General features: G+C 69.6%; 23 protein-coding genes and 1 tRNA gene. 8 read left to right on the forward strand and 16 right to left on the reverse strand.

The features are described from left to right. Positions 1-85: 85 nt before the first annotated feature. A complete protein-coding gene (locus ACFWYW_RS50265) occupies positions 86-1,024 on the reverse strand; it encodes a sulfotransferase (RefSeq protein WP_379622372.1) in 939 nt (312 codons plus the stop codon). A gap of 172 nt (positions 1,025-1,196) precedes the next feature. On the opposite strand from ACFWYW_RS50265, the gene ACFWYW_RS50270 reads away from it, so the two are divergent. Next, positions 1,197-2,192: a YihY/virulence factor BrkB family protein gene (locus ACFWYW_RS50270; RefSeq protein ID WP_379622370.1), complete on the forward strand. Its 996-nt coding sequence runs from the start codon at positions 1,197-1,199 to the stop codon at positions 2,190-2,192. Here the strand turns inward: ACFWYW_RS50270 and cysN are convergent. The 7 genes from cysN to ACFWYW_RS50305 all read right to left on the reverse strand — a co-directional run bounded on the left by cysN (position 2,173) and on the right by ACFWYW_RS50305 (position 9,259). Next, entirely contained in the window at positions 2,173-3,429 is a 1,257-nt protein-coding gene (gene cysN / locus ACFWYW_RS50275; RefSeq protein ID WP_379622368.1) for a sulfate adenylyltransferase subunit CysN, read from the reverse strand. The genes ACFWYW_RS50270 and cysN overlap by 20 nt on opposite strands. 1 nt (position 3,430) lies before the next feature. Next, complete coding sequence (cysD, locus tag ACFWYW_RS50280) at positions 3,431-4,345, reverse strand: sulfate adenylyltransferase subunit CysD (RefSeq protein WP_379622366.1); 915 nt, start codon at positions 4,343-4,345, stop codon at positions 3,431-3,433. Between the two features lie 21 nt (positions 4,346-4,366). Beyond that, positions 4,367-5,131, reverse strand: a complete 765-nt coding sequence (locus tag ACFWYW_RS50285) for an inositol monophosphatase family protein (RefSeq protein WP_379622364.1) — start codon at positions 5,129-5,131, stop codon at positions 4,367-4,369. After that, positions 5,131-6,570, reverse strand: a complete 1,440-nt coding sequence (locus tag ACFWYW_RS50290; RefSeq protein WP_379622384.1) for a sugar transferase — start codon at positions 6,568-6,570, stop codon at positions 5,131-5,133. Before ACFWYW_RS50290 ends, ACFWYW_RS50285 begins: the two co-directional genes overlap by 1 nt. 114 nt (positions 6,571-6,684) lie before the next feature. Next, the gene (gene pth / locus ACFWYW_RS50295) at positions 6,685-7,269 is read right to left on the reverse strand and encodes an aminoacyl-tRNA hydrolase (protein WP_379622362.1); all 585 of its coding nucleotides are present in this window, start codon (positions 7,267-7,269) and stop codon (positions 6,685-6,687) included. A 100-nt stretch (positions 7,270-7,369) separates the two neighbouring features. Beyond that, positions 7,370-7,987 (reverse strand): 50S ribosomal protein L25/general stress protein Ctc, encoded by a 618-nt coding sequence (locus ACFWYW_RS50300; RefSeq protein ID WP_379622360.1) that lies wholly within the window; start codon positions 7,985-7,987, stop codon positions 7,370-7,372. Between the two features lie 84 nt (positions 7,988-8,071). Further along, complete coding sequence (locus ACFWYW_RS50305) at positions 8,072-9,259, reverse strand: amidohydrolase family protein (protein WP_379622358.1); 1,188 nt, start codon at positions 9,257-9,259, stop codon at positions 8,072-8,074. A 78-nt stretch (positions 9,260-9,337) separates the two neighbouring features. On the opposite strand from ACFWYW_RS50305, the gene ACFWYW_RS50310 reads away from it, so the two are divergent. Both ACFWYW_RS50310 and ACFWYW_RS50315 read left to right on the forward strand, forming a co-directional pair. After that, the gene (locus ACFWYW_RS50310) at positions 9,338-9,934 is read left to right on the forward strand and encodes a TetR/AcrR family transcriptional regulator (protein WP_379622356.1); all 597 of its coding nucleotides are present in this window, start codon (positions 9,338-9,340) and stop codon (positions 9,932-9,934) included. Between the two features lie 131 nt (positions 9,935-10,065). Continuing rightward, positions 10,066-11,526: an alpha/beta fold hydrolase gene (locus ACFWYW_RS50315; RefSeq protein ID WP_379622354.1), complete on the forward strand. Its 1,461-nt coding sequence runs from the start codon at positions 10,066-10,068 to the stop codon at positions 11,524-11,526. Here ACFWYW_RS50315 and ACFWYW_RS50320 read toward each other — a convergent pair. The 4 genes from ACFWYW_RS50320 to ACFWYW_RS50335 form a co-directional block, all read right to left on the reverse strand. Then, positions 11,523-12,500: a ribose-phosphate diphosphokinase gene (locus ACFWYW_RS50320; protein ID WP_184967496.1), complete on the reverse strand. Its 978-nt coding sequence runs from the start codon at positions 12,498-12,500 to the stop codon at positions 11,523-11,525. The genes ACFWYW_RS50315 and ACFWYW_RS50320 overlap by 4 nt on opposite strands. Then, a complete protein-coding gene (gene glmU, locus ACFWYW_RS50325; protein WP_379622352.1) occupies positions 12,497-13,948 on the reverse strand; it encodes a bifunctional UDP-N-acetylglucosamine diphosphorylase/glucosamine-1-phosphate N-acetyltransferase GlmU in 1,452 nt (483 codons plus the stop codon). The genes ACFWYW_RS50320 and glmU overlap by 4 nt, the downstream gene beginning before the upstream one ends. Before the next feature lie 141 nt (positions 13,949-14,089). Further along, a tRNA-Gln gene (locus tag ACFWYW_RS50330) sits at positions 14,090-14,165 on the reverse strand. A gap of 21 nt (positions 14,166-14,186) precedes the next feature. Next, positions 14,187-15,041, reverse strand: a complete 855-nt coding sequence (locus ACFWYW_RS50335; protein WP_379622382.1) for a helix-turn-helix domain-containing protein — start codon at positions 15,039-15,041, stop codon at positions 14,187-14,189. A gap of 148 nt (positions 15,042-15,189) precedes the next feature. Between ACFWYW_RS50335 and ACFWYW_RS50340 the strand changes: the two genes are divergently transcribed. The 4 genes from ACFWYW_RS50340 to ACFWYW_RS50355 all read left to right on the forward strand — a co-directional run bounded on the left by ACFWYW_RS50340 (position 15,190) and on the right by ACFWYW_RS50355 (position 20,011). Beyond that, the gene (locus tag ACFWYW_RS50340) at positions 15,190-16,128 is read left to right on the forward strand and encodes an acyl-CoA desaturase (RefSeq protein WP_379622350.1); all 939 of its coding nucleotides are present in this window, start codon (positions 15,190-15,192) and stop codon (positions 16,126-16,128) included. Positions 16,129-16,198: 70 nt separating this feature from the next. Next, on the forward strand, positions 16,199-17,074 hold the full coding sequence (locus ACFWYW_RS50345; RefSeq protein WP_379622348.1) for a TetR family transcriptional regulator: 876 nt from the start codon (positions 16,199-16,201) through the stop codon (positions 17,072-17,074). Between the two features lie 53 nt (positions 17,075-17,127). Further along, positions 17,128-19,188, forward strand: a complete 2,061-nt coding sequence (locus ACFWYW_RS50350) for an RNA degradosome polyphosphate kinase (protein ID WP_379622346.1) — start codon at positions 17,128-17,130, stop codon at positions 19,186-19,188. Beyond that, positions 19,181-20,011 carry an NUDIX domain-containing protein gene (locus ACFWYW_RS50355; protein WP_379622344.1) on the forward strand — a complete coding sequence of 277 codons (831 nt, stop codon included), beginning with the start codon at positions 19,181-19,183 and terminating at the stop codon, positions 20,009-20,011. Before ACFWYW_RS50350 ends, ACFWYW_RS50355 begins: the two co-directional genes overlap by 8 nt. Here the strand turns inward: ACFWYW_RS50355 and ACFWYW_RS50360 are convergent. The 4 genes from ACFWYW_RS50360 to ACFWYW_RS50375 are packed head-to-tail and all read right to left on the reverse strand — an operon-like array spanning position 19,986 to position 23,788. Beyond that, complete coding sequence (locus ACFWYW_RS50360; protein ID WP_379622342.1) at positions 19,986-21,176, reverse strand: cytochrome P450; 1,191 nt, start codon at positions 21,174-21,176, stop codon at positions 19,986-19,988. The two genes, ACFWYW_RS50355 and ACFWYW_RS50360, sit on opposite strands and share 26 nt — an antisense overlap. Further along, positions 21,173-22,630 carry a CHAD domain-containing protein gene (locus tag ACFWYW_RS50365; RefSeq protein WP_379622340.1) on the reverse strand — a complete coding sequence of 486 codons (1,458 nt, stop codon included), beginning with the start codon at positions 22,628-22,630 and terminating at the stop codon, positions 21,173-21,175. Before ACFWYW_RS50365 ends, ACFWYW_RS50360 begins: the two co-directional genes overlap by 4 nt. 52 nt (positions 22,631-22,682) lie before the next feature. Next, the gene (locus ACFWYW_RS50370) at positions 22,683-23,012 is read right to left on the reverse strand and encodes a glyoxalase (RefSeq protein WP_379622338.1); all 330 of its coding nucleotides are present in this window, start codon (positions 23,010-23,012) and stop codon (positions 22,683-22,685) included. Continuing rightward, positions 23,009-23,788 (reverse strand): trans-aconitate 2-methyltransferase, encoded by a 780-nt coding sequence (locus tag ACFWYW_RS50375; RefSeq protein WP_379622336.1) that lies wholly within the window; start codon positions 23,786-23,788, stop codon positions 23,009-23,011. Before ACFWYW_RS50375 ends, ACFWYW_RS50370 begins: the two co-directional genes overlap by 4 nt. Before the next feature lie 55 nt (positions 23,789-23,843). Here ACFWYW_RS50375 and ACFWYW_RS50380 point away from each other — a divergent pair, with 55 nt between their 5' ends. Next, the gene (locus ACFWYW_RS50380) at positions 23,844-24,362 is read left to right on the forward strand and encodes a MarR family winged helix-turn-helix transcriptional regulator (protein WP_379622334.1); all 519 of its coding nucleotides are present in this window, start codon (positions 23,844-23,846) and stop codon (positions 24,360-24,362) included. Positions 24,363-24,511 lie beyond the last annotated feature (149 nt).

The following is a 24,511-nucleotide window of genomic DNA, read 5'->3' on the forward strand; positions in this document are numbered from 1 at the left end:
GCATCAACGTCCTGCACGCCATCTTGCGCACCCGCAAGCCCTACGACCCCGGCCACCAGATCCGCACCGCAGCTTGACAGAAGCATTAGGCAGCCTCCTCCCCGCCCCGCATCGGGACGCCGCCGTTCAGATCGCCGGGGCGGTAGCCGTACCGGCGCATGAGGGGTTTGGTCAGGGCGGCGACCAGGTGGCGGGGCCAGCCGGTGTTCCACGAGTCGTCCCGGATCAGCCTGACCGGGCCGATGGTGAACCGCATGGGGTTGCCCGACGCCGTGTGGGCCGGGCCCAGGGTCGCGAGCGAGCCGTCCAGGTGCGGGAAGGCAGGGTCGAGACCGAGGCGGGCGGCGAGGCCGGTGAGGGTCGCGCGCGGGTCGGCGAGCAGATCTTCGTATCGGACCCGGGTGACCGGCACACCGCGCCGCGACAGCAGGTCGAGCGCGAGGTTCTGGGCGGTCCAGTGAAGGGAGGTGCGGATCGGGCCCCAGCGGGTCATGGGCCGCCCGTCCTCGGGACGTTCGACGCTGCGCCGCCAGGAGTGGGCCACCGCCCGAGGGTCGCGCACCACATGGACGACGTGCACGTCCACGCCCCCGGCGGCCAGGCACCACGCCAGCGAGGCGTGCTTGCTGGAGTCGATCACCAGACGAGACCCGGCCACCGAGGCCGCGGCCGTGTAGACGCGGCGATAGGCACGCACGTACTCGTCGAGGTCGCGATGCCTCATGCGCGGAATGCGCCGGGTCCGGTCGACGCGGTCGCGCAGCCCCAGCACCCGCTCGGCCAGCACCGGCGACCATCCGCCGAACGCCCGCTCCCCCACCCGCCGCCAGAAGTCACACACCGCGAACCCCGCACCGCACCCGCACGGCTCCCCCGCGAGCACGCCTCTGGCCCACAGATGGGCCACCTCGCCCAGCGCGGTCACGCCCGGCGACTCGCCGAGCAACCGCTCCAGCAGCGTGGTGCCACTGCGGCCAAGGCCGCCCAGGAAGATCACCCCGGGGGCGGGCGAACGGTCAGTCACGGACAGGACCTAACCTCGTGAATACGGAACGTGGGAGACAGTAGCGCGGAGTAATCACGCAGTCACCGAAAGCCCAAATGATCTACCTGGCGTTCGAAGTCGCCGAGGACTCCCCCACGGTGGTTAGCTGTGCGGCGTGGGATCCGCGACATTAGTACCCCAAACACGCACGATGGAGCTTTCCGCCGATCATGCGTGGACCACCCTGCGCGAGTACGGCATGCGCCGCCTGGCCCATGACTCGTTCGTCCGGTTCCGGTACGGCGACGGCATGAGCCACTCCAGAGCCCTGGCGTTCCAGATGTGCCTGTCGATCATCCCGGGCGCCATCGCCCTGGTCGGCCTCAGCTCCGTCACCCACCAGGAACAACTCGGCCAGGTCCTCCAGCTCTCCCTCAGCCGCCTGGCGCCGGGCGAAGGGGGCGCCTCGGTCATCGACGTCCTCGGCGGCGGCTCGCGGCGCGACGCGCTGGCCCTGTGGCTGGGCCTGGCCACCTCGCTGGTCTCGCTGACGTCCACGATGGCCCAGGTCGAGCGCGGCGCCAACCGCATCTACGGCATGGAGCGCGACAGACCCTTCCCCCGCAAGTACGGCAGAGCCGTCATCCTGGCCCTGACCGCCGGCGCCCTCATGGTGACCGGCTTCGTGGCCATGGTCGGCGGCGCCGCCATCGGTGGCGCGCTGGCACAGGTGTGGGGCTGGACCTCCGGGCGGCATCTGGCGTTCGACGTGGTGCGCTGGCCGGTGGGGTTCCTGCTGGCGCTGGTGTCCACGTCGGTACTGTTCCGGGCGGCGCCCAGGCGGCGGCAGCCCGGCCACACGTGGCTGGCGTTCGGGGCGCTGGTGACGCTGGTGTTGTGGACCTCGTTCACGCTCGCCCTGGCCCTCTACACGGACAGGAGCGGCACCTTCGGCAGCACCTACGGCCCGCTGACCACGGTGATGGCGCTGCTGCTGTGGGCGTTCCTGAGCTCGATCGCGCTGTTCCTGGGGCTGGCGTTCGCGGCGCAGCTGGAGGCGGCACGGGCCGGGGAGCCCGGCCCCGCCCTGCCGGACGTGGGGCCGAGCGCCCTGGAGGAACGCGAGCCTCTGGTCGGCGCGGTGGGGGCGGCCGGCATCGCCGCCCTCCGCACCGCGTACGGCCTGCTCAGACGCCGGCGGAGATGACCATGCCGGCGCCCACCGTGGTGTTGGTGGTCTCGTCGACCAGGATGAAGCCGCCGGTCGCCCGGTTGCGCGCGTAGTCGTCCACGAACAGCGGCTGCGTCACCCGCAGCGACACCCGCCCGATCTCGTTCAGGCCGAGCCCGGTCGCGGTCTCGTCGCGATGGAGCGTGTTGACGTCGAGCCGGTAGTGCAGCTCGCGCACCATCGCCCGCGCGGTGCGGGTGGTGTGCTTGATGACCAGCTTGGAGCGGGGCGCGAGCTTGGTGGTGTCGGTCATCCAGCAGACCATCGCCTCCAGTTCCTGCGCGGCGCTCGGCTGGTTGTTGGGCCGGCAGATCATGTCGCCGCGCGAGATGTCGATCTCGTCTTCCAGGCGCAGCGTCACCGACATGGGCGGGAACGCCTCCTCGACGGGCCCGTCGTAGGTGTCGATGGAGGCGATCCTGCTGGTCAGGCCGGAGGGCAGGTGGAGCACCTCGTCGCCCGGCTTCAGGACGCCGCCGGCCACCTGGCCCGCGTAGCCGCGATAGTCGTGGAACTCGGTCTTGTGCGGCCGGATGACGTACTGGACCGGGAAGCGCACGTCGACCAGGTTCCGGTCGGAGGCGATGTGCACGTTCTCCAGGTGGTGGAGCAGCGAGCTGCCGTGGTACCAGGGCATGGTCTCCGAGCGGGACACGACGTTGTCGCCGTGGAGCGCGGAGATCGGGATGAAGGTCAGGTCGGTCACGTTGAGCTTGGAGGCGAAGGAGGTGAACTCCTCGCGGATCTCCTCGAAGCGCTCCTCCGAGTAGTCGACCAGGTCCATCTTGTTGACCGCGAGCACCAGGTGCGGCACCCGCAGCAGCGTGGTCAGGAACGCGTGGCGGCGCGACTGCTCCAGCACGCCCTTGCGGGCGTCGATGAGGATGATGGCCAGGTCTGCGGTGGAGGCGCCGGTGACCATGTTCCGGGTGTACTGGATGTGGCCCGGGGTGTCGGCGATGATGAACTTGCGCCGCGGGGTCGCGAAGTAGCGGTAGGCGACGTCGATGGTGATGCCCTGCTCGCGCTCGGCCCGCAGGCCGTCGGTGAGCAGCGACAGGTCGGTGTACTCGGTGCCGCGGTCGCGCGAGGTGCGCTCGACCGCCTCCAGCTGGTCCTCGAAGATCGCCTTGGAGTCGAAGAGCAGGCGCCCGATGAGGGTGGACTTTCCGTCGTCGACGGAGCCGGCGGTGGCGAAACGAAGAATGTCCATCTTAGAAGTAGCCCTCGCGCTTGCGGTCTTCCATTGCGGCTTCTGAGGCGCGGTCGTCGGCCCTGGTGGCGCCGCGCTCGGTGATGCGGGTGGCCGCGATCTCCTCGATGATCTCCTCGACCGTGGCGGCGGCCGACTGGACGGCGCCGGTGCAGGTCATGTCGCCGACGGTGCGGTAGCGCACGACGGCCTCGAACAGCGGCTCGTCGTCGCCGCGCGACACGACCGGCGCGTCGGGCAGCAGCATGCCGTCACGCTCGAACACCTTGCGGGTGTGGGCGTAGTAGATCGAGGGGATCTCGATGCCCTCGCGGCGGATGTAGTCCCAGATGTCGAGCTCGGTCCAGTTGGACAGCGGGAAGACCCGGATGTGCTCGCCCTTGCGAATGCGGGAGTTGTAGAGGTTCCACAGCTCGGGGCGCTGGTTCTTGGGGTCCCACTGGCCGAAGTCGTCGCGGAAGGAGAAGACGCGCTCCTTGGCCCTGGCCTTCTCCTCATCGCGGCGGGCGCCGCCGAAGACCGCGTCGAACTCGTGCTCCTCGATCGCGTCGAGCAGCGTCGTGGTCTGCAGGCGGTTGCGCGAGGCGCGCCGCCCGGTCTCCTCGGTGACCCGGCCGGCGTCGATCGACGCCTGCACGCTGGCGACGACCAGGCGGGCGCCGAGTTCGGCGGCCCTGCGGTCGCGGTACTCGATGACCTCGTCGAAGTTGTGCCCGGTGTCGACGTGCATCAGCGGGAAGGGCAGTGGCGCGGGCCAGAAGGCCTTCTCGGCGATGCGGAGCATGACGATCGAGTCTTTGCCGCCGGAGAAGAGCAAACAGGGACGCTCGAACTCGGCGGCCACTTCACGCATGATGTGAATGGCCTCGGCCTCGAGAACGTCTAGCTGCGACGTGGTGTAGTCGCGCTGGAGCATGGGGCTTCCTCCGGCGTGGTGTCAGCGGTGCAGGTCCCGAATTCCGGCGAGCAACGTTGGCGCCAGCTCAGGTAGGGAAACAAGGATATCTGGTAGTGAGGGGTCCGCCTGGTTGTAGGTCAGCTTCGAGCCGTCGATCCGGCTGGCGTGGGCGCCCGCCGCCTGGGCTACGGCGACCGGCGCGGCGGAGTCCCATTCATACTGTCCGCCTGCGTGAACGTAGGCCTCGACGTCTCCGGTGAGCACCGCGGAGATCTTCGCTCCGGCCGAGCCGATGGGCACCAGGTCGGCCCCGACGAGATAGGCAAGTCTTTGCACGAACTCCGGCGGCCTGGTACGGCTGACGGCGATCCTGAACCTGCCCTTGTCATAGGCGGGCAGCTTCGGCGGCTCACCGGTGGTGAGCGTACGCCCCTGCGCGGGCAGCGCCACCGCGCCCGCGGCCAGCGCCCCGCGCTCCCACAGCGCCACGTGGACGGCCCAGTCGGCGCGGCCCTCCTCGGCGAACTCGCGGGTGCCGTCGAGCGGGTCGACGATCCACACCCGCTCGGCGCGCTGCCTGCGCGGGTCCTCCCGCTCCTCGCGGGTGGCCTCCTCCGACAGCACGCTGTCGCTCGGCCGCAGCCGGGCCAGCGCCTCCATCAGATAGAGGTGGGCGCCCCGGTCACCGGCTTTGCGCAGCGCCGGCGCCTCGCCGAACCCTTCGCGCTCGCGGATCTCCAGCAGCCGCCGTCCCGCCTCGTCGGCGAGATCGGAGGCGAGGGCGTGGTCGTCGCGAATCGTCATCAATAAGCTCCTTGCCCGCGGGCGACGGCCGACCAAGTCTTCCACAGGATCTGGAGGTCCAGCATGAGGGACCAGTTCTCAACGTAACGCAGGTCGAGGCGGACGGATTCCTCCCACGACAGATCAGATCTGCCGCTCACCTGCCACAGCCCCGTCAGCCCCGGGCGCACCAGCAGCCGCCGCCGGACGTCGTCGCCGTAGCGCTCGACCTCCTCGGGCAGCGGCGGGCGGGGGCCGACGAGCGACATGTGCCCGCACACCACGTTGATCAGCTGGGGCAGCTCGTCGAGCGAGTGCCGCCGCATCAGCGCGCCCAGCGAGGTCACGCGCGGGTCGTTGCGCACCTTGAACAGCACCCCGTCGGCGTCGCTGACGAGGGTGAGCTTCTGGTGCTCCGCGCCCTGCCGCATGGTGCGGAACTTCACGATCGTGAACAGCGCGCCGTCGCGGCCGACGCGCGTCTGCCGGAACAGCGCGGGTCCGGAACTACTCGCCCGTACGGCCACCGCCAGCCCTGCGAGCAACGGCGACAGCGCCACCAGCAGCGAGGCGGCCACGAGCCGGTCGAAGACGTTCTTCACCAGTTGCCTCGCCCCTGCCAGCTCCGGATGCTCCACGTGCAGCAATGCCAGCCCGGCCGCCGGGCGGATGGTGGTGCGCGGCCCGGCGACCTCCATGAGGGCGGGCGCGACGACCAGTTCGGTGTGGGTGCGCTCCAGCCGCCAGGCCAGCCGCCGCAGGGCCACGCCGTCCATCTCGGGGCAGGCGAGCACGGCGACGGAGTCGGCCCCCGACTGCTCCACCACCAGCGGCGCGTCACTGAACCCGCCCGCCACCGGCACCCCCGCCACGTCGTCGCCCGGCGCGTCCTCGGGCAGGCAGGCGGCCACCACCTCCATGCCGTGGTAGCGCTCGCGCCGGAACCGCTCGACGAGCTCGGCGATCGAGGCGCGGTGCCCGACGGCGACCACGCGGCGCATGCACTCGCCGCGCGCCCTGCGCCGGTGCAGGGCGCGGCGCAAGCAGTACCGGAAGATGAGGGTGAGCAGGGTGGTGAGGGGCAGCGCGAGCACGACGTAGCCGCGCGCGACGTCGGTCTTGGTGAGGTAGGCGACGATGGCGGTGGCGGCGGTCAGCGCGAGGCCGCAGCGCACGACGCGCTGGAACTCCTCGGGCCCGACGCCGAACATGCGCGGCTCGTAGGCGCGGTTGAGCGCGTTCGCGCAGACCCAGGCCAGCGGCAGGGCCACGCTCAGCAGCAGGTACGGCGCGGCGTAGGGGGTCAGCTCGCCGAAGCGGGCGAAGAAGGCCAGCGCCGCGCCCGCGCCCGCGCCGCCCAGATCGGCCACCAGCGCCCGCACCCGGTAGGCGCGGACCCAGCCGGGCACGCCGGGAGCGGACTGCCAGACGAGCTCAGGATGCGCACGGACGACGGCCATCAGCACCTCGCCCTTGCTCACGCCGCGCCTCCCCGTGACCGACCGTCAACGAATGGTCACCAGATAGTAGCGGCGGGCAACGTCGGCCGGATCGCGAACGGCCTTACGTGGTGATCAGCGTGGAGGGCCGGAAATATTGAGGTCTGACCGGTGGAACTCGTTCTGGGTGACTTCGAGGCCGCGTTCCATGAGCGACTCCACCACGTCCGCGGCGCGGTCGACGAGGAAGGCGAGGTCCTTGCGCTCGGCGGTGGCGAAGTCCTTGAGCACGTACGCGGCCGGGTCCATGCGGCCGGGCGGACGGCCGATGCCGAAGCGGACGCGCAGGTAGTCGCGGGTGCCGAAGACCTTGGTGATGGACTTCAGCCCGTTGTGGCCGTTGTCGCCGCCGCCCAGCTTGGCGCGCAGCGCCCCGTAGGGGACGTCCAGCTCGTCGTGCACGACGATCATCCGCTCGGGGACGACCTTGTAGAAGTCGGCGAGGAGTTTGGCGGGGCCGCCGGAGAGGTTCATGTAGGTGAGGGGCTTGGCCAGGATCGCCGGCCGCGTCTCCAGGACGGCGGAGCGGCTCTTGTGGGCCTTGAACTTGCCTCCCGCGCGGGCGGCCAGCTCGTCGAGCACCATGAATCCGGCGTTGTGCCGGTTTCCCGCGTATTCGTCGCCGGGATTGCCCAGCCCGACGATCAGCCAGCGGTCCAATGCGACTCCTTGTTCAGGTGGCGGCCTGCCGTAACTCTACGAGAACACCACGACGGGGCAGCCGGATGATCCCGGCCGCCCCGTGCGGTGAACGTGGGTGTTACTCGGCGCTCTCGCCCTCGGCGGCCTCGGTGGCGACGGCGGTCTCGCCCTCGGCGGCCTCGTCCTCGTCGGCGGCCTCGGTCGGCTTGGCGATGACCTGGAGGACGACGGTCTCCGGGTCGGCGGCCAGCGAGGAGCCCTGCGGCACGGCCAGGTCGGCGGCGGTGACGACGCGGCCGACCGCGAAGCCCTCGACGTCGACCTCGATGCCGGTGGGGATGTGGGTGGCCTCGGCCTCGACGCCGATGCTCATGAGCTGCTGGTCGAGGATGCCCTCGGAGTCGACGTCACCGACGGTGGTGACGGGGATCTCGACGGTGACCTTCTCGCCGCGCTTGACCAGGAGCAGGTCGAGGTGCTCCACGAAGCCCTTGATCGGGTCGCGCTGGACGCCCTTGGGCAGCGCCAGCTCGTCGACGCCCTCGCCCTTGAGGTGGATCAGGACGTTGGCGGTGCGCAGGGCGAGCAGGACCTCGTGACCGGGCAGCGTGAGATGCTTGGGGTCGATGCCGTGACCGTAGAGGACGGCGGGCACCTTGTCGGCGCGGCGGATCTTGCGGGCGGCGCCCTTGCCGAACTCGGTGCGAGCCTCAGCGGCGATACGTACTTCAGACACGACATCTCCTAGGGATGCACGTTGGCGGAGTTTCTCTGCGCTCCCCCTGACCCGCCCTAGCGGGAGGCGTTACGAGCGCGACCTTCACAGCCTACCCGCATCCGTGCCCCGCATCAGCCGCCTGCCGCCGCGCCAGACGCCGAGGATGTCGAGGGTGCGGTCGATGTCGGCCGTCGGGTCGCCGTCGACCAGGAGCAGGTCGGCGCGGAGTCCCGGCGCGATCCTGCCCCGGTCGGCGAGGCCGAAATGGCGGGCGGGCGCCGCGGTGGCGGCGGTCAGGGCCTGGCCCGGGGTCATCCCGGCGGCCACGAGCCGGCGTAGTTCGTCGTGGAGTGTGGCTCCGTGGGCGGTTCCGACGTTGGAGGCGTCCGAGCCCGCCAGCACGGTGACGCCGGCGTCGAGGAGTTCCGCCAGGGTGCGCGTGGCCACGGTGACGTCGTGCCGCGCGCCCTCGCCGAGCGGCACGGGCCCCATGGTGAGCATCCGCCGCGCCCCTTCGCCCAGGTGGGGCGCGACGCGGGGGTCCGCGGCGAGCTGCCCGCCGCGCGGCTCGCCGAACAGCTCTCCCAGTACGGCCAGCGTAGGGACGACCACGGTCCCCCGGTCGGCCAGTTCGTGGGCGAGTTCGGGGTCCGGCGCGTCCACGAACAGGTGCCCGAGCACGTCGGCCCCGGCTTCGGCGGCCAGCCGGGCGGAGCCGGCGTTCAGCGCGTGGACGACGGCCAGGACGCCGTGGTCGTGCGCGGCGGCGACAAGCGCGCGCAGGGTCTCGCCGGTGAGCGCCGGGGTCGGCATGCCCGCGGTCGAGCCGTCGTCGAGCATGATCTTGAGGTAGTCGGAACCCTCGGCGATCCTGTCCGCGACGAAGGCGGCCGCCTGATCGGGGCCGGTGAGCGTCGGGAAGGGCGGCAGGAGTCCCATCTCGACGAGGTACCAGCCGTAGCCGCCGGGGACCGTGGCCGCGGTGCCCGCGCTGCGCAGGTCCGCCCCGTCGCGGGCGCCGCGGAGCTTCGCGATCTCGACGGGGTCGGCCATCATGTCGAGCACGGTCGTGACCCCGAACGCCGCGGCCTGCTCCAGGTCGCCGGGGAAGACGTGGGCGTGCGCGTCGATCAGGCCGGGCAGCAGCGTCGCGCCGCGGCCCTCGACGACCGCCGCCCCCGGCGCCTCGGCCGGCCCGATCGCGGCGATCAGGCCCTCGTCGATCGTGACGTGCGTGGACGGGAGGAGCCTCTCCCCGTCGAACACCTTGACGTCGCGGAACTGCAGCATCGCATCTCCTTTACATACATGTCAGCACGTATCATTAGAGCGAGCATACATGCCGACACGTATGAGAATCTGGGCGTCATGCGCAGAACCGCCGAGGAGGCCGCGGAAACCCGCCGATCCCTGCTGGTCGCGGCCCTGGCGGAGTTCGCGGAACGCGGCTTCGCGACGGCGACCCTGAACAGCATCGCCGCACGGGCGGGACTCACCCGCGGCGCCCTCTACCACCACTTCACCGACAAGGCCACGCTCTGCCTGGCGGCGATCAACGAGCTGTGGGCCGAGGCGGCGACGCCCGTCTGGAGCAGGCTCGACGGCCCGGAACCGCCCGTCGAGCGGGTCGGCGGCTTCCTCGTGGCGTTCTTCACCGCGCTGGAGGAGGACACGACGTTCCGCCAGGTCTACGCGCTGTCCATGCGCAGCGCCGAGGGCGTGCCCGAGCTGGAGAAGGGCCTGCACGACAAGCAGGTCGTCATGGAGGGCTGGCGGCGGCAACTGTCCGGACTGCTGAGCACCTCCGAACTGCGGCCCGGCGTCAGCCCGGACACCGCGGCGCTCGCGATCATCGCCGCGGCCAACGGCACCGCGGCCACCTGGCTGGCCTGCCCCACGTTGTTCTCGCCCGCGAGGGAGGCGAGGGCGCTCACCGACGCGATCGTGCGCGGCATTAGCAACTGAGGTTGACTAAGACGAAATTAGTCAACTACGGTTGCTTGTGTTCCTTCGGGGTGCGCGAGGCCGGCATCGGCGTGCCCGGAAATCCCCTTATCTGAGGACGATGAATGAAACGGGTAGCTGCTGTACTCACTGTGCTCACTGCGCTCGCGGTGGGAACCGGGACGCTGACCGGCGTCTCCCACGCCGACGACACCCTCGGCCGCTTCTACGGGCAGGAGGTCACGTGGACCGCCTGCGAAGACACCGCCCTGGACCAGGCGGGCGCCCAGTGCGCCCAGGTCGAGGTGCCCTTGGACTACTCCGCGCCGCGGGGCCGTACCCTCAAGATCGCGATCTCCAGGATCAAGGCGAGCTACACCGCGCGGCGGCGCGGGATCATGCTCTCCAACCCCGGCGGGCCGGGCGGGGCGGGGCTGCACTTCATGCTGTACGTACGCGGCGGCCTGACCCCCGAAGTCGCCTCACGCTACGACCTGATCGGCATGGACCCGCGGGGCGTCGGGCGCAGCGCGGCGATCGACTGCGACTGGCCCGTCGGGCACATGCTCTGGTCGGCCGGGCTCACCAGGCGGGACTTCCGCGACGCCGTACGGACCCAGGAAGATCTCGCGCGGCGGTGCGAGCAGAAGGAGGGCGACCGGATCGCCCACATCACCACCCGCAACTCCGCGCGCGACATGGACGTCATCCGCGGCGCCCTCGGCGAACCCAAGACCTCCTACCTGGGCTTCTCCTACGGCACCTACCTCGGCGCGGTCTACACGCAGATGTTCCCGCGGCGTACCGACCGGATCGTGCTGGACAGCGCGGTCGATCCCGCCTCCTACATGGCCGCGTCGATCAGGAAGCAGGGGCCGGTCAACGAGGCCGCGCTCGACGACTGGGCCGCCTGGACCGCGGCCCGCGACGCCGACTACGGCCTCGGCACGACCGGCGCGCAGGTACGGGCCCGGGTCGAGAGCCTGGTCGGGCAGGCGGCCAGGTCACCCATCCGGATCGGCACGCACCTGCTGGACGAGCGGTTCCTGCCAATGACGCTGTTCACGCTGCTGCAGGACGCCCGCTACAACGCCCACCTGGCGGCGCGGGTCCGGCAGATCGCCGACGCGGCCGAGGGCAAGCCCGTCCAGCCGGCCGCCGACTTCGACCAAGAACTGCGCCTGCACCTGAACGGCGAGCCGCAGGACCTCTCCAGCCAGGGGGCGGTGATCTGCGGCGACACAGCCGTGCCGCGGAATCCGGAGCGGTACTGGCGCGGCATCCAGCGCAGCCGGGCCACGCAGCCGGTGTTCGGGGCCTACGCGAACAACATCACGGCATGCGCGTTCTGGCGGGCGCCGCTGGAGCCGCGGACCGTGGTGCGCAACGACGTGCCCGCGCTGATCGTGCAGGCCACGCAGGACACCAGGACCGTCTACCAGGAAGGAGTGGCGCTGCGGCGGGCCATGTCGGGCTCACGGCTGGTCACGCTGCAGGACGTGCGCATGCACGGAATCCTGGGCCGGCTGCGGAACGCCTGCGTGGAGGAGGCGGTCAACACCTACTTCCGCGACGGCGTCCTGCCCGCAGCCGACCTCACCTGCCGTGCCTAGGAGTCGCCCTCGAACAGGCTCGTGACGCTGCCGTCGCTGAAGACCTCGGTGATCGCGCGGGCGATCAGCGGGGCGATGGACAGCACGGTCAGCTTGTCGAAGAGCTGGTGCTCGCGCAGCGGCAGCGTGTTGGTCACGATGACCTCGGAGATGCGCGAATTCTTCAGCCGGTCGACGGCCGGGTCGGAGAAGACGGCGTGGGTGGCCGCCACGATCACGTCGGTGGCCCCCTGCTCGTAGAGGGCGTCGGCGGCCTTGCAGATGGTGCCGGCCGTGTCGATCATGTCGTCGATCAGCACACAGGTACGGCCGCGCACCTTGCCGACCACCTCGTTGACCTTCACCTGGTTGGCCACGTCGAGGTCGCGGCGCTTGTGGATGAAGGCCATCGGGGTGCCGAGCGTGTCCGCCCAGCGCTCCGACAGCCGCACGCGGCCGGTGTCGGGCGAGACGATCGTGGTGTTCTCCAGGTCGAGCTTGTCCTTGAGGTAGCGCTCAAGGACGGGCATGGCGAACAGGTGGTCCACCGGGCCGTCGAAGAAGCCCTGGATCTGCGAGGTGTGCAGGTCGATCGACATCAGCCGGTCGGCGCCCGCGGTCTTGAACATGTCGGCCATCAGGCGGGCGGTGATCGGCTCGCGGCCGCGGCCCTTCTTGTCCTGACGGGCGTAGCCGAAGAACGGCATGACCACGGTGATGCGCTTGGCGGAGGCCCGCTTCAGCGCGTCGACCATGATGAGCTGTTCCATGATCCACTTGTTGATGGGCGCGGTGTGGCTCTGGATGACGAAGGCGTCGCAGCCGCGTACCGACTCCAGGTAGCGGGCGTAGATCTCGCCGTTGGCGAAGTCGTGGAGCTTGGTCGGGGTGAGCGACACGCCGACGTTGTTGGCCACTTCCTCCGCCAGCTCGGGGTAGGCCCGGCCGGAGAAGAGCATCAGCTCTTTCTCACCTGGCTGCTTGATGCTGGTCACGTGCCACTCTCCCGCTGCTCTTGCTCGGCCAGCGCCCTTTCGGCGGCCGCGGCCGATTTCGTGCCCGCGCGCCTGCGCAAGACCCATTTCTCGATGTTGCGCTGCCGCGCTCTCGCCACCCCGATCGCTCCGGGTGGCACGTCGCCGTCGATGACGGACCCGGCAGCCGTGTAGGCGCCGTCTCCGACCGTCACCGGGGCGACGAGCATGCTGTCGCACCCCACGAACGCGCCGTCGCGCACGGTGGTGCGATGTTTGTTCACGCCGTCGTAGTTGACGAAGATCACCGCGGCGCCGATGTTCACGTCGTCGCCTATCGTGGCGTCGCCCGCGTACGACAGGTGCGGCACCTTGGAACGCTCGCCGACCTGGGTGTTCTTCATCTCCACGAACGTCCCGGCCTTGGACTTGCGGCCGAGGACGGTACCGGGGCGCAGGTAGGCGTACGGGCCGACGCTGGCGTCGGGGCCGATCTCGGCGTTGTCGCAGACCGCGTTGCGCACGACGGCGCCGGGGCCGACGGTGGTGTCGGTGAGCGTGGTGGCCGGGCCGATCTCGGCGCCCTCCCCCACCACGGTCTCGCCGTGGAGCTGGGTGCCGGGGTGGATCACGGCGTCGGGCGCCAGCCGTACCTGGACGTCGACCCAGGTGGAGGCCGGGTCGACGACGGTGACGCCGCCGCGCATGTGGGACTCGAGCACGCGCTGGTTGAGCACCTTGCGCACGAACGCCAGCTGCACGCGGTCGTTGACGCCCTCGACCTCGGCGTAGTCGGCGGCCACGTGCGCGCCGACGCGGTGACCGTCCTCGCGCAGGATCGACAGCACGTCGGTGAGGTACTCCTCGCCCTGCGCGTTGTCCGTCGACACCCGCTTGACCGCGTCGGCCAGCAGGAGGCCGTCGAAGGCGTAGATGCCGGAGTTCATCTCGTCGATGGCGCGCTGGTCGTCGGTGGCGTCCTTGTGCTCGACGATCTGCAGCACGGCGCCGGACTCGTCGCGGACGATCCGCCCGTACCCGGTCGGGTCGGGCACCCGCGCGGTCAGCACGGTGACGGCGTTGCCGTCGTCGGCGTGCTTGGCGAGCAGCGCGGCGAGCGTCTCGGCGCGCAGCAGCGGCACGTCGCCGTACGTGACCAGGACCGTGCCATTGATCGTCCCCGTCTCCTCCAGCACCGTGCGGACGGCGTGGCCGGTCCCGCGCTGCTCGCGCTGCACGACGGCGCGCGCGTCAGGGCTGGTCTCGGCGAGATGGGCGCCGACGCGCTCGCGCGCATGGCCGATGACGACGATCAGCCGCTCGGGTTTCAGGTCGCGGGCGGCCGCGAGCATGTGGTCGACCAAAGCACGGCCGCACACCTCGTGGAGGACTTTCGGGGTCTGGCTCTTCATCCGGGTGCCCTCGCCTGCGGCGAGGACGATGACGGCTGCCGGGCGCGGCACACTCACGGACTGAGGCTCCCTGTGGCTGGACGGATCAGGGTTGTTGGTACGGCTACCGCACCGCTACCCTCCCGACACGCTGAGGATACCTGCCTGACCGCAACAGCGGACTCAGCCCCCTGCTGACATGCTTTCGAACTGCTGTTATGGCTCCCGGGAGAGGATTCGAACCCCTACAAAGAACACCAAAAATTCTCGTCCTGCCTGGTTAGACGACCCGGGATCGGTTCAGCCGGTGTACAGCTTACCGATCGAGAGTGGGTCTTGCCGACACCATTACCCCCAGAGCCCATCCTTCGATCTTCTTGTAGGTCTCCAGACCTCGACGGACGTCAACGCGAAGGCATCCTCGATAGTCCTCGCCGTTGTTCCTGCGGACCGTCGCCGGGTTGTGACGCTTCAGCGTGGTCTTCCGGAACTGACTCCTGTCGGCCCCCGTCACCTCCAGCCAGTAGCGTTCGGCGGCCTCGATATCGGCGGTCTCGTGAATGTGCACCCGGAAGTAGAGTCTCTCCAGAGGCACCCCCGCGACCTGCAGAAAGCGGATGAAGAGCAGCACCAGCCCCGGATCGCTGTTGATGAAGGTCACGTGGTTGTCCGCGCGATGCGGCTTGTTCTTCGCCCCCTCACACCAGTAGGCGATCGCCCCTGCGATCAGGATCTCGCGATCAGACAGTACGCCGATCTCGTCTTGCGCCCTCTGACGGACATCCTCGCGCTCGGCCCTGCGCCGGGCACCCTCCTCCGCCCAGTAGCGCCGTCGGCCCTCGTCGTTGCGCCTGCGGGACTCCGCATAGCTCAACCGCCCCTCCCGCGGCAGGTCGCGTACCCACAGCGAGACAGAGGACTTCGACACCCCAAGCTCAGCGGCGATCTCCGGATACGTCCGCCCTTGAGCGCGCAGCTCACGTGCCCTCTCGTGCAGATCGTCCTTGGCGTTGCCGCGCAGCGCCGACTCCTTCGGGACGGTGCCCCGAAGGACCTTGGTCAGCTGGTAGTTGCTGGTCAGCCCCAGGATGTCCTTGATCTGCATCCTGGACTTGCCCTCGGCCCGCAACTGGATGGCCCGAGCACGGATCTGATCCCAGTCTCGTTTCATCAGCACGGCAAAATAGTATCCGATCAGATACATACGGGCCAGGCCTCAGAGGTAAAGAGACACTCTTAGGGCTTCCTTACTTACGACAGCGTAGGTTACGTTTGCGTAGGCAGGACATTCTCCCCATACATGTCGTGAGAGGTAGCCCATGACCGTTGTTGCCGAGCGTTCCGCTCCCGGTCCCAAGCCGGACGCCGATCCGGAGCCCAGGACCAAGGTCGAGCTTCTGACCTTCGGCCTGGTGGTGGGCCTGCCGCTGGTCGCCATCGCGGCCGCGGTGCCGTTCGCGTGGGGGTGGGGGCTCGGCTGGACGGACGTGGCGATCGCCTTCGTCTTCTACATCGTCTCCGGCCTCGGCGTCACCGTCGGCCTGCACCGGTACTTCACCCACGGCTCGTTCAAGGCCAAGCGCCCGCTGAAGATCGCGCTCGGCATCGCGGGCAGCCTGTCGCTCGAGATGTCCGTGCTCGACTGGGTGGCCACCCACCGCAAGCACCACAAGTTCTCCGACAAGGAAGGCGACCCGCACTCGCCGTGGCGCTTCGGCCCCGGCTTCAAGTCGCTGACGAAGGGCCTGCTCTACGCCCACATGGGCTGGATGTTCGACGCCGAGCGGACCAACCGGGAGAAGTTCGCCCCCGACCTGGTCAAGGACGACGACGTCGTCAAGCTGCACAAGTGGTTCGGGGCCCTGGCCGTCACCTCGATCTTCCTGCCGGGCATCATCGGCGGCCTGCTCACCTGGTCCTGGCAGGGCGCGCTGACCGCGCTGTTCTGGGGCTCGCTGGTCCGCATCGGCCTGCTGCACCACGTCACGTGGTCGATCAACTCCATCTGCCACGTGTTCGGCGAGGAGGAGTTCCAGGTACGCGACAAGTCGCGCAACGTCTGGTGGCTGGCGATCCCGTCCTTCGGTGAGTCGTGGCACAACCTGCACCATTCGGACCCGACCTGCGCCCGTCACGGCGCCCTCAAGGGGCAGATCGACCTCAGCGCCGGCCTGATCCGGATCTTCGAGAAGCTGGGCTGGGTCCACGACGTACGCTGGCCGACCCCCGAGCGCCTGGCGGCGAAGCGCATTGCCTGAGGCGACCGCTGTGTCGGCGGGCACTGCAATTATGGAGAATGTGACCACCGAACCCCGATCTCGCAGACGCATGTCAGGAAGAGAACGCCGAGAGCAGCTGATCCGCATCAGCCGCACGCTCTTCGCCGAGAAGGGCTTCGACGGGACCTCTATCGAGGAGATCGCGGCCACCGCCCAGGTCTCCAAGCCGGTCGTGTACGAGCACTTCGGCGGCAAGGAGGGCGTCTACGCGGTCGTCGTGGACCGGGAGATGCAGAAGCTCCTGGGCATGATCACCTCAGCTTTGGCGGCGTCCCACTCGCTGATCAAGCTGGAGCGGGCGGCGCTGGCCCTGCTGCAGTACATCGAGGAGAGCAGCGAGGGGTTCCGCATCCTGGTGCGCGACTCCCACGCCGCCTCGGGCACGGGCACGTTCGCCAGCCTGATCAGCGAGATCGCCAGCCAGGTGGAGGACGTGCTCGCCGACGAGTTCGCCGGCCGGGGCTATGACCCGAAACTCGCGCCCATGTACGCGCAGATGCTGGTCGGCATGGTGGCACTCACCGGCCAGTGGTGGCTCGACGTGCGCAAGCCGGGGCGCGAGGAGGTCGCCGCGCACCTGGTCAACCTGGCCTGGAACGGCCTGACCGGGCTCAACCCCCAGCCGCGCATCACCGCCGCCACCCGCGAGGGCGCCGAGCTCGCGGTCACCGCGCCGCCGCGGGCCAGCGAGAAGGAGCTGCGCGAGCTGGAGAAGCAGCGTGAGCGCGAGGCCAGGGAGGCCGAGAAGCTCCGTCAGCGCGAGCTGAAGGAGGCGGAGAAGGCCAGGCTGCGCGAGCTCAAGGAGCGTGAACGGCTGCTCAAGGAAGCGGAGAAGGCACGTGAACGGGAGGACAAGCTGCGTCAGCGCGAGGCGCGGCTGGCCGAGCGGGCGGCCAAACTGGGCCAGGGCGACCAGTCGGAGTAAGCCGTTGAGACGTCGTTAACGTTCTGTTCAATCAAACAGGGCATATTGCTCATATGTCCGCGGAACCGTTGCACCCAGGAAACGACTTGCCCTTGCCCCAGGAGCGGTTCCTCAACCGTGAGGAGAGCTGGCTTCAGTTCAACCAACGGGTGCTGGAACTGGCCGAAGACGACTCACTGCCCCTTCTGGAACGGGTCCGCTTCCTCGCGATCTTCGCGAGCAACCTGGATGAGTTCTTCCGGGTACGCGTGGCGGGTCTCAAGCGGCGCATGGCCACCGGCCTGCTGCTGCGGACCAAGAGCGGGCTGAAACCCCGCGAAGAACTGGCCCGGATCGCCACGATCGCCGGCGACCTGGCCAAACGGCACGCGGCGGGCTTCCACGAGCGGATCAGCCCGCAGCTCGCCGGCGAGGGCATCGAGATCGTCCGCTGGGACGACCTGGGCCGCGAGGAACGCACCGAGCTGCGCAAGCTGTTCCGCGAGCGCATCCGCCCCGTGCTCACGCCGCTGGCGGTGGACCCCGCTCACCCTTTTCCCTATATTTCCGGCCTGAGCCTCAACCTTGCCGTCGTGGTGCGGAATCCGACCAACGGTCACACGGTCTTCGCCCGGGTCAAGGTCCCGTCCCAGTTGCCGCGTTTCGTCACCGCGTCGAAGGATCGTTTCGTCCCGCTCGAGGATGTGATCGCCGCCCATCTCGGCCAGCTGTTCAAGGGCATGGAGATCGTCCAGCACCACGTCTTCCGCGTCACCCGCAACGAGGACCTCGACGTCGACGAGGACGTCACCGAGAACCTCATGCAGGCGCTGGAGAAGGAGCTGCTCAAGCGCCGTTTCGGCCCGCCGGTCCGGCTGGAGGTCGAGGACACGATCACCGCCGAGGTGCTCGACCTGCTCGTCGAGGAACTGGGCGTCGCGCCGCACGAGATCTACCGGGTCGCCGGGCCGCTCGACCTGACCGGCCTGCACGCCATCGCCGACCTGGATCGGGGCGAGCTCAGCTACCGGCCGTTCGTGCCGGCGGAAGCCGTACACGCCGAGGACGATGTCTTCTCCGTGCTGCGCGAGCGTGACGTGCTCCTGCACCACCCCTACGACTCCTTCGCCACCAGCGTGCAGCGCTTCATCGAGGAGGCGGCGGCCGACCCGCGCGTACTGGCGATCAAGCAGACCCTCTACCGCACCAGCGGCGACTCCCCGATCGTGGACGCGCTCATCGACGCCGCCGAGGCCGGCAAGCAGGTCGTCGTGGTCGTGGAGATCAAGGCCCGCTTCGATGAGCACGCCAACATCTCCTGGGCCCGCAAGCTGGAGCGCGCGGGCTGCCACGTGGTCTACGGCGTCGTGGGCCTGAAGACCCACTGCAAACTCGCCCTCGTCGTACGGCAGGAGCCGTCCGGAGAGCTGCGCCGCTACTGCCACATCGGAACCGGCAACTACAACCCCAAGACGGCCCGGCACTACGAGGACTTCGGCCTGCTGACCTCGGACCCGCTGGTCGGCGAGGACGTCACCGACCTGTTCATCCACCTGACCGGCTACTCCAACCACTCCGCCTACCGCCGCCTGCTGGTCGCCCCCCACTCGCTGCGCGGCGGCCTGCTGGCCAGGATCGAGCGGGAGATCGCCCACCAGCAGGCCGGGCGCCCCGCCAGAATCCGGATCAAGACGAACTCGCTGGTCGACGAGCCCCTGATCGACGCCCTCTACCGGGCCTCGCGCGCGGGCGTGCCGGTGGACCTGTGGGTACGCGGCATCTGCATCCTGCGTCCGGGTATCCCCGACCTGTCGGAGAACATCCGCGTACGCTCCATCCTCGGCCGGTTCCTGGAGCACTCGCGGGTCTACGAGTTCGGGCTCGGCCGCCGTCCCGAGGTGTGGGTGGGCAGCGCCGACCTCATGCGCCGCAACCTGGACCGCCGGGTCGAGGCCCTGGTCAAGGTGACCGGGCAGCAGCACAAGGCGTACCTCATCGAGCTGATGGACCTGGCCATGGCCGACACCACCAACGCGTGGCTGCTGAAGGCCGACGGCACCTGGGTCCGGCACCAGGGCGAAGACCTGCAGACCCACCTCATCGGCACCCGCCGCTGGAGAACCGTTGATGACTGAGATCTTCCGGGCCGCCGGCGCCGTCGTGTGGCGAGGCGACGCGGAGAACCCCGAAGTGGCGCTGATCCACCGCGAACGTTACAACGACTGGACCTTCCCCAAGGGCAAGCTGAAGACCGGCGAGCACGTGATCGCCGCCGCGGTCCGCGAGGTGCGCGAGGAGACGGGCATCACCGCGCACCTGGGCCGCGCCCTGCCGCCGATCCACTACCTGTTCAAGGGCCGGCTGAAACGTGTCGACTACTGGGCCGCCCAGGTGGCCGACGACGTGCCGTTCGTACCGAATGACGAGGTCGACGCCCTGGAGTGGATGCCGATCGCCGAGGCCCGCACCCGCCTCACCTACTCCTGGGACGGCGGCCTCCTGCACGCGCTGACCGCCGTGCCGCTGCGCACCGTCCCCCTTGTCCTGGTACGGCATGGCGCCGCCGGTTCCCGGCAGAGCTGGAAGGGCGACGACGACCTGCGCCCGCTGGAGGCCGAGGGCTACGTCCAGGCGGTCACGCTCGCCCAGGTGCTGCCCGCCTACCGCCCCGAGGTGCTGCTCAGCTCGCCGAGCCTGCGCTGCGTGCAGACCATGGAGGCGTTCTCCACCGCCGTCACGACCGATCCGCTGCTCAGCGAGCGGCACCAGGACGCCGACAAGACGCCTGCGCTGGTGAACGGCATCACCGTGCCCTCCGCCGCCTGCAGCCACGGGAAGGTGCTGCCGCACCTGATCTCCGCGCTCAGCGGCGTCGACGTCCACCTGCGCAAGGGCGCCTTCGCCGTCCTGCACCGGGCCGGCACCAGGACGGTCAGCGTCGAACGCTATTCCACGTGACGGGCAGCTTCGCGAAGCCCTGGGTCAGCCGGCCGGTGTTCACCTCCAGCTCCCGCAGCGGGACGGCGAGCCGCAGGCCCTCGAAGCGCTGGAAGAGGCGGCTGAAGACCGCCTCCAGCTCGACCCTGGCCAGGGTGGCGCCGAGGCAGAAGCGCGGGCCGTACCCGAAGCCGAGGTGCGGGTCGCCGGGTTCGCGGTGCAGGTCGAAGACGTCGGGGTCGGAGAAGACCCGTTCGTCGCGGTTGGCGGCGTCGGTGGAGATCAGCACCGCTTCGCCCTTGCGGATGGTCAGCCCGCCGTACTCGACGTCCTCGCGGGCCCAGCGGGGGATGCCGTGCAGGCTGGGCACGGCCATGCGCAGGATCTCCTCGACCGCCGCGGCCGCCAGCGACGGGTCCGCCTCCAGCTCGGCGAGCTGGTCGGGCCGCTCCAGCAGGAGCAGCACGCCGTAGTCGATGCGGCCGACGGTCGTCTCGTGGCCGGCGAACAGCAGGCCGCCGGCGAGCCGGGCGACCGTACCGTCGTCGTCGATGACACCGGCGAGGTCGGTCAGCACGTCCTCGCCCGGCTCGCGGCGCTTGCGCTCGATCAGCCCGGCCATGTACGCGCCCATCTCGGCGCGGGCCGCCTCGCCCTTGACCGCGTCGTCGATGTCGCCCATGCGGATGGAGACCTCGCCGAAGTAGTCCCTGTCCTCGAACGGCACGCCGAGCAACTGGCAGATCACCAGCACCGGCAGCGGGAAGGACAGCTCGGCGTGCAGGTCGGCGGGCGGGGTCAGGCCGGCCAGGTGGTCCAGGCGCTCGTCGACCAGCGTTCCGACATGATCGGCCAGCGCCTTCATCCGGCGGGCGGAGAACGACGGCTGGAACAACCGCCGCATCCGCTCGTGGTCGGCCTTCTCGGTGGCGTGGTCGCCAGTCGGGCCGCCCAGCAGCGCCGAGCCGGAGATGCGCGGGGCCTTCTCCGGCTCGGGATGCGAGCGGCCGAGAAGCGGCTCGGCGAACAGTTTGCGGGCGTCCTCGTAGCCGCTGACCAGCCAGACCTCGTCGCCGGTCCGGGTACGGACCTTGGCTATGCCCTGCTGTAGTCGTAGCTCGCGGTAAGCGGCCGGAACGTCCAGAGGTGTGGTGCGCTCGAATGGGATGACGGGGAGCTCACTCATAGGATCTTTCTAACAGCCTCCACCGTCTTCTCCCAGACTGCCGGGAACTCGGCGTGTGCCCGCTCGGCGGTGCTCTTCTCCATGCCGATCAGCAGACCGTAGGTGAAGGTGTCCTCGCCCGCCTGGCGCGCGCTCTCGGCTTCCTTGGCGAGCGTCTCCTGCGCGACCACGCCGTCCTGATAGAGCCCGAGAATCTCCTGTACGGCTTCCGCGTGCTTGGCCAGCTTCTTCATCCCGAGCGCCTCGGCCGTGTAGCGGGCGCGCTTGGCCGCCTTGCGCACGTCGTGCATGGCGATCTCGCGGCGTTCCTCGTCCTCGATGGCCTGCGCGTGGTCGTAGGCGTCGGTGACCCGCTTCCAGTTCTTGGCCGCGACCCCCTGGAGCGTCGCCTCGGCCGGCTTGCCCGCGGGCTTGGCCAGCTCGGGCTCGGCCACGAGCGCGTCGAGGCCGTCGAGCAGCGTGTAGTAGCGGTCGCCGCTCAGCGCCTCCCTGATCCGGTTGTAGGAGTCCTGCTCGCGCTTGAGCAGGTCCTCGCCCAGGCGTACCTGGATGGGGCCGTGGACCAGCTCGGGGGCCAGCGACCCCAGGAGGCCGGCGAACCTGGCCCTGGTCACCTCCAGGTCGCGGGCCTCGCCGAGGACCGTTCCCAGCCAGCGCAGCTCGTCCTGGAGGTGCTCGGTATCGGTGACGATGCTCTTGAACGCCTTCAGCGCGCTGCGCATGCGCCGTGCCGCCACGCGGGCCTGGTGAACGGCGTCGTCCTCGGCCCGCCGTACCCTCGGATCCTGCGACAGCAGCGCGCTGACCTGGCTGTCCAGGTAGTCCATGACGACCTCGCCCGCGGAGCCCGCCTTGGCGGGCCCGCCCGGACGGGGCGGCCGGTCGAGCAGCCGCGCGAGCTTGCTGGACGACTCGGCCGGCGTGGCGCCCGCCTTCATGAGACGTTTGCCCACCTTGGCGAGCACGGCCTGGTCGCCTTCGAGCAGTTCCGCCTCGACCTCGCGCCAGCGCTCCACACGCTGCTCGTCGCCGAACACGGTGCCCTTGACCCGGTCGTCGGCGATCTCCACCAGCGGGGTGCCGTCAACGGAGACGACCGTGACGTTCCTGCGGGTGTCCAGCTCGGCGACGGGCACGAGCTCCTCGCCCCGGGTGAAGGCGCGCACGAGGTTCTCCAGCGGCGCCGGGACGACCTTGGTGCTGCGCGTCAGCGGGTGGGTGATCTCCTGGCGCGCTCCCTTGGCCTTGGGGAGTTTCAGATGCCAGCCGGGATCGGAGCCGCCTCGCCTGCGCCGCAACGTGATCCCGCGAGCCGCCAGCCGCAGGTCGGGAGTGTCGTAATAGAGCGCGACGAGCTGATAGCTCTTCGGCCCGTCCACGTCACCGATCTTGCTCAGGTCCGGGATGGCGTAATCGTCGGCGACGTCGAACTTGTCTTCGATCTCGATGCCCACAGCACCTCGCAAGTGTCCGATTTCGGAACATCATGCCACTGGAAGGTTAACTTCACACGACCTGCAGGAGCTCGATTCTGTTCCCCACGGGGTCGGTGACGTAGACGCGGCGATATCCGGGGAAGAGCAGGTCCACCTCGCCTTCGGGCAGTACGTCCACCAGGAACGCGGGATGGGCCTTCCTGGCCGGGCGGAAGTCCTCCTCGATGCCGAGGTGCACCTCCACGCCGTCGCCCCGGAACCAGGCGCCGCCGCGCTTGGCCAGCTCCGGCGGCTTCGGCACCTCGGTGAGGCCGAGGAAGCCGGAATAGAACTCCCTGAGCTGCGGCTCGCTGCCCTTCGGCGCCGCGAGCTGGACATGGTGCATGGCGATGAGCTTCACGCGTGCGCCACCTCTTTGCCGGCCACTACGAAGATGCGTCGGAAGGGGAAGGCGGTGCCGTACTCCTTGCGAGGATATGCCGCATCGAAGAGCTTTTTGAGGTCCCGTTTGAAGGACGTCTGCTCGCCGGGGTCGAGCCGGTCGAGGACGGGGCGCAGGGCGGTGCCGGAAACCCAGGTCAGCACGGCGTCCTCACCCTGGAGCAACTGGACGTAGGTGGTCTCCCAGGCGTCGACGCGGACGCCCATGGCGCTGAGCAGTTCCATGTACTCCACGGGCGTGGAGACCGGCGCGCCGCGGTCGAACTCGCCGAGTTTGTCACGCCAGGTGTCGCTGCGGCAGAGTTCGCGGATCAGCACGTGGCTGGGCGCGTCGAAGTTGCCCGGCACCTGGAAGGCCAGCCAGCCGCCGTCGGCGAGCGCGTCGACCCAGTGTCCGAGCAGGTCGCGGTGGGTGGGCACCCACTGGAGCACCGCGTTGGAGACCAGGACGTCCACCGGCCGGTCGGGACGCCACAGGGTGACGTCGGCCACGGTGAACCTGCCGCCGGTCTCGCGCGCCTTGGCGATCATCGCGGGTGAGGAGTCGAACCCCTCGACCGTCGCCCCCGGCCAGCGCTCGGCCAGCGCCATGGTGAGCTCGCCGGTGCCGCAACCGGCATCTACGACATACTGGGGTGCGTCGGCCTGGATTCTGGCGGTCAGCTCAAAGAACGGCCGTGACCGCTCGTCGGCGTAGCGTTCGTACGTTGACGGGTCCCAGATATCTCTCGACATAAAGATATTTGATATCGAGATATGTATCTCGATGTCAAGACAGTAGACTGCATCCATGACGGATGCGCACGAGTCCCTTGACGAGGTCGACCGGCTGGTCGCCGCCTGGCGGACCGAGCGGCCCGACCTCGACGTCGAACCCCTCCAGGTGCTCTCCCGCGTCTCCCGCCTAGCCAAGCACCTCGACCGGGCCCGCCGGGCCGCCTTTGCCGAGCACGACCTCGAACCATGGGAGTTCGACGTGCTGACGGCGTTGCGGCGAGCAGGCAAACCCTACGAACTGTCCCCCGGCGCCCTCCTCCGCGCCACGCTGGTGACCTCGGGCACGATGACCAACCGCATCGACCGCCTGGCCCAGGCCGGCCTCGTCCGCCGCCGCCCCGACCCGGAGGACCGGCGCGGCGTGCTCGTCACGTTGACGGATACGGGACTGCAGCGGGTGGACTCGGCGTTCGCCGGCTTGCTACGCCGCGAACACGACCTCCTCGCCGGCCTCGACGAGCCCAACCAACGCGCCCTCGCCGCCCTGCTCCGCACCCTCCTCGCCCCGTTCGACGCGGGTTCCTCCAACTGACGCTCTTAGCCGCTACGGCGCTCTGCGGTCGCCCTGAGGTTGTGGTGCTCTGAGGTTGCGGTGCCCTGAGGTTACGGCTGCCTTAGGGTTACGGCTAGCGCCGGGTTGCCCGCACCGCCGCCGTTGGCGCGCGACCGTCGAGCGCCGGC

It is taken from the genome of Nonomuraea sp. NPDC059023, assembly GCF_042740095.1.
In the GTDB taxonomy this organism is placed as follows: domain Bacteria; phylum Actinomycetota; class Actinomycetes; order Streptosporangiales; family Streptosporangiaceae; genus Nonomuraea.

Excerpts from the sequence above, each read along its gene's own strand:
- ACFWYW_RS50350 (WP_379622346.1), top strand. The coding sequence starts at position 17,128 with ATGTCCGCGGAACCGTTGCACCCAGGAAACGACTTGCCCTTGCCCCAG.
- ACFWYW_RS50340 (WP_379622350.1), top strand. The coding sequence starts at position 15,190 with ATGACCGTTGTTGCCGAGCGTTCCGCTCCCGGTCCCAAGCCGGACGCC.
- ACFWYW_RS50310 (WP_379622356.1), top strand. The coding sequence starts at position 9,338 with ATGCGCAGAACCGCCGAGGAGGCCGCGGAAACCCGCCGATCCCTGCTG.
- cysD (WP_379622366.1), bottom strand. The coding sequence starts at position 4,345 with ATGCTCCAGCGCGACTACACCACGTCGCAGCTAGACGTTCTCGAGGCC.
- cysN (WP_379622368.1), bottom strand. The coding sequence starts at position 3,429 with ATGGACATTCTTCGTTTCGCCACCGCCGGCTCCGTCGACGACGGAAAG.
- ACFWYW_RS50380 (WP_379622334.1), top strand. The coding sequence starts at position 23,844 with ATGACGGATGCGCACGAGTCCCTTGACGAGGTCGACCGGCTGGTCGCC.
- ACFWYW_RS50375 (WP_379622336.1), bottom strand. The coding sequence starts at position 23,788 with ATGTCGAGAGATATCTGGGACCCGTCAACGTACGAACGCTACGCCGAC.
- ACFWYW_RS50270 (WP_379622370.1), top strand. The coding sequence starts at position 1,197 with ATGGAGCTTTCCGCCGATCATGCGTGGACCACCCTGCGCGAGTACGGC.
- ACFWYW_RS50285 (WP_379622364.1), bottom strand. The coding sequence starts at position 5,131 with ATGACGATTCGCGACGACCACGCCCTCGCCTCCGATCTCGCCGACGAG.
- ACFWYW_RS50360 (WP_379622342.1), bottom strand. The coding sequence starts at position 21,176 with ATGAGTGAGCTCCCCGTCATCCCATTCGAGCGCACCACACCTCTGGAC.
- ACFWYW_RS50290 (WP_379622384.1), bottom strand. The coding sequence starts at position 6,570 with ATGGCCGTCGTCCGTGCGCATCCTGAGCTCGTCTGGCAGTCCGCTCCC.
- ACFWYW_RS50355 (WP_379622344.1), top strand. The coding sequence starts at position 19,181 with ATGACTGAGATCTTCCGGGCCGCCGGCGCCGTCGTGTGGCGAGGCGAC.
- ACFWYW_RS50335 (WP_379622382.1), bottom strand. The coding sequence starts at position 15,041 with ATGAAACGAGACTGGGATCAGATCCGTGCTCGGGCCATCCAGTTGCGG.
- ACFWYW_RS50305 (WP_379622358.1), bottom strand. The coding sequence starts at position 9,259 with ATGCTGCAGTTCCGCGACGTCAAGGTGTTCGACGGGGAGAGGCTCCTC.
- ACFWYW_RS50345 (WP_379622348.1), top strand. The coding sequence starts at position 16,199 with ATGTCAGGAAGAGAACGCCGAGAGCAGCTGATCCGCATCAGCCGCACG.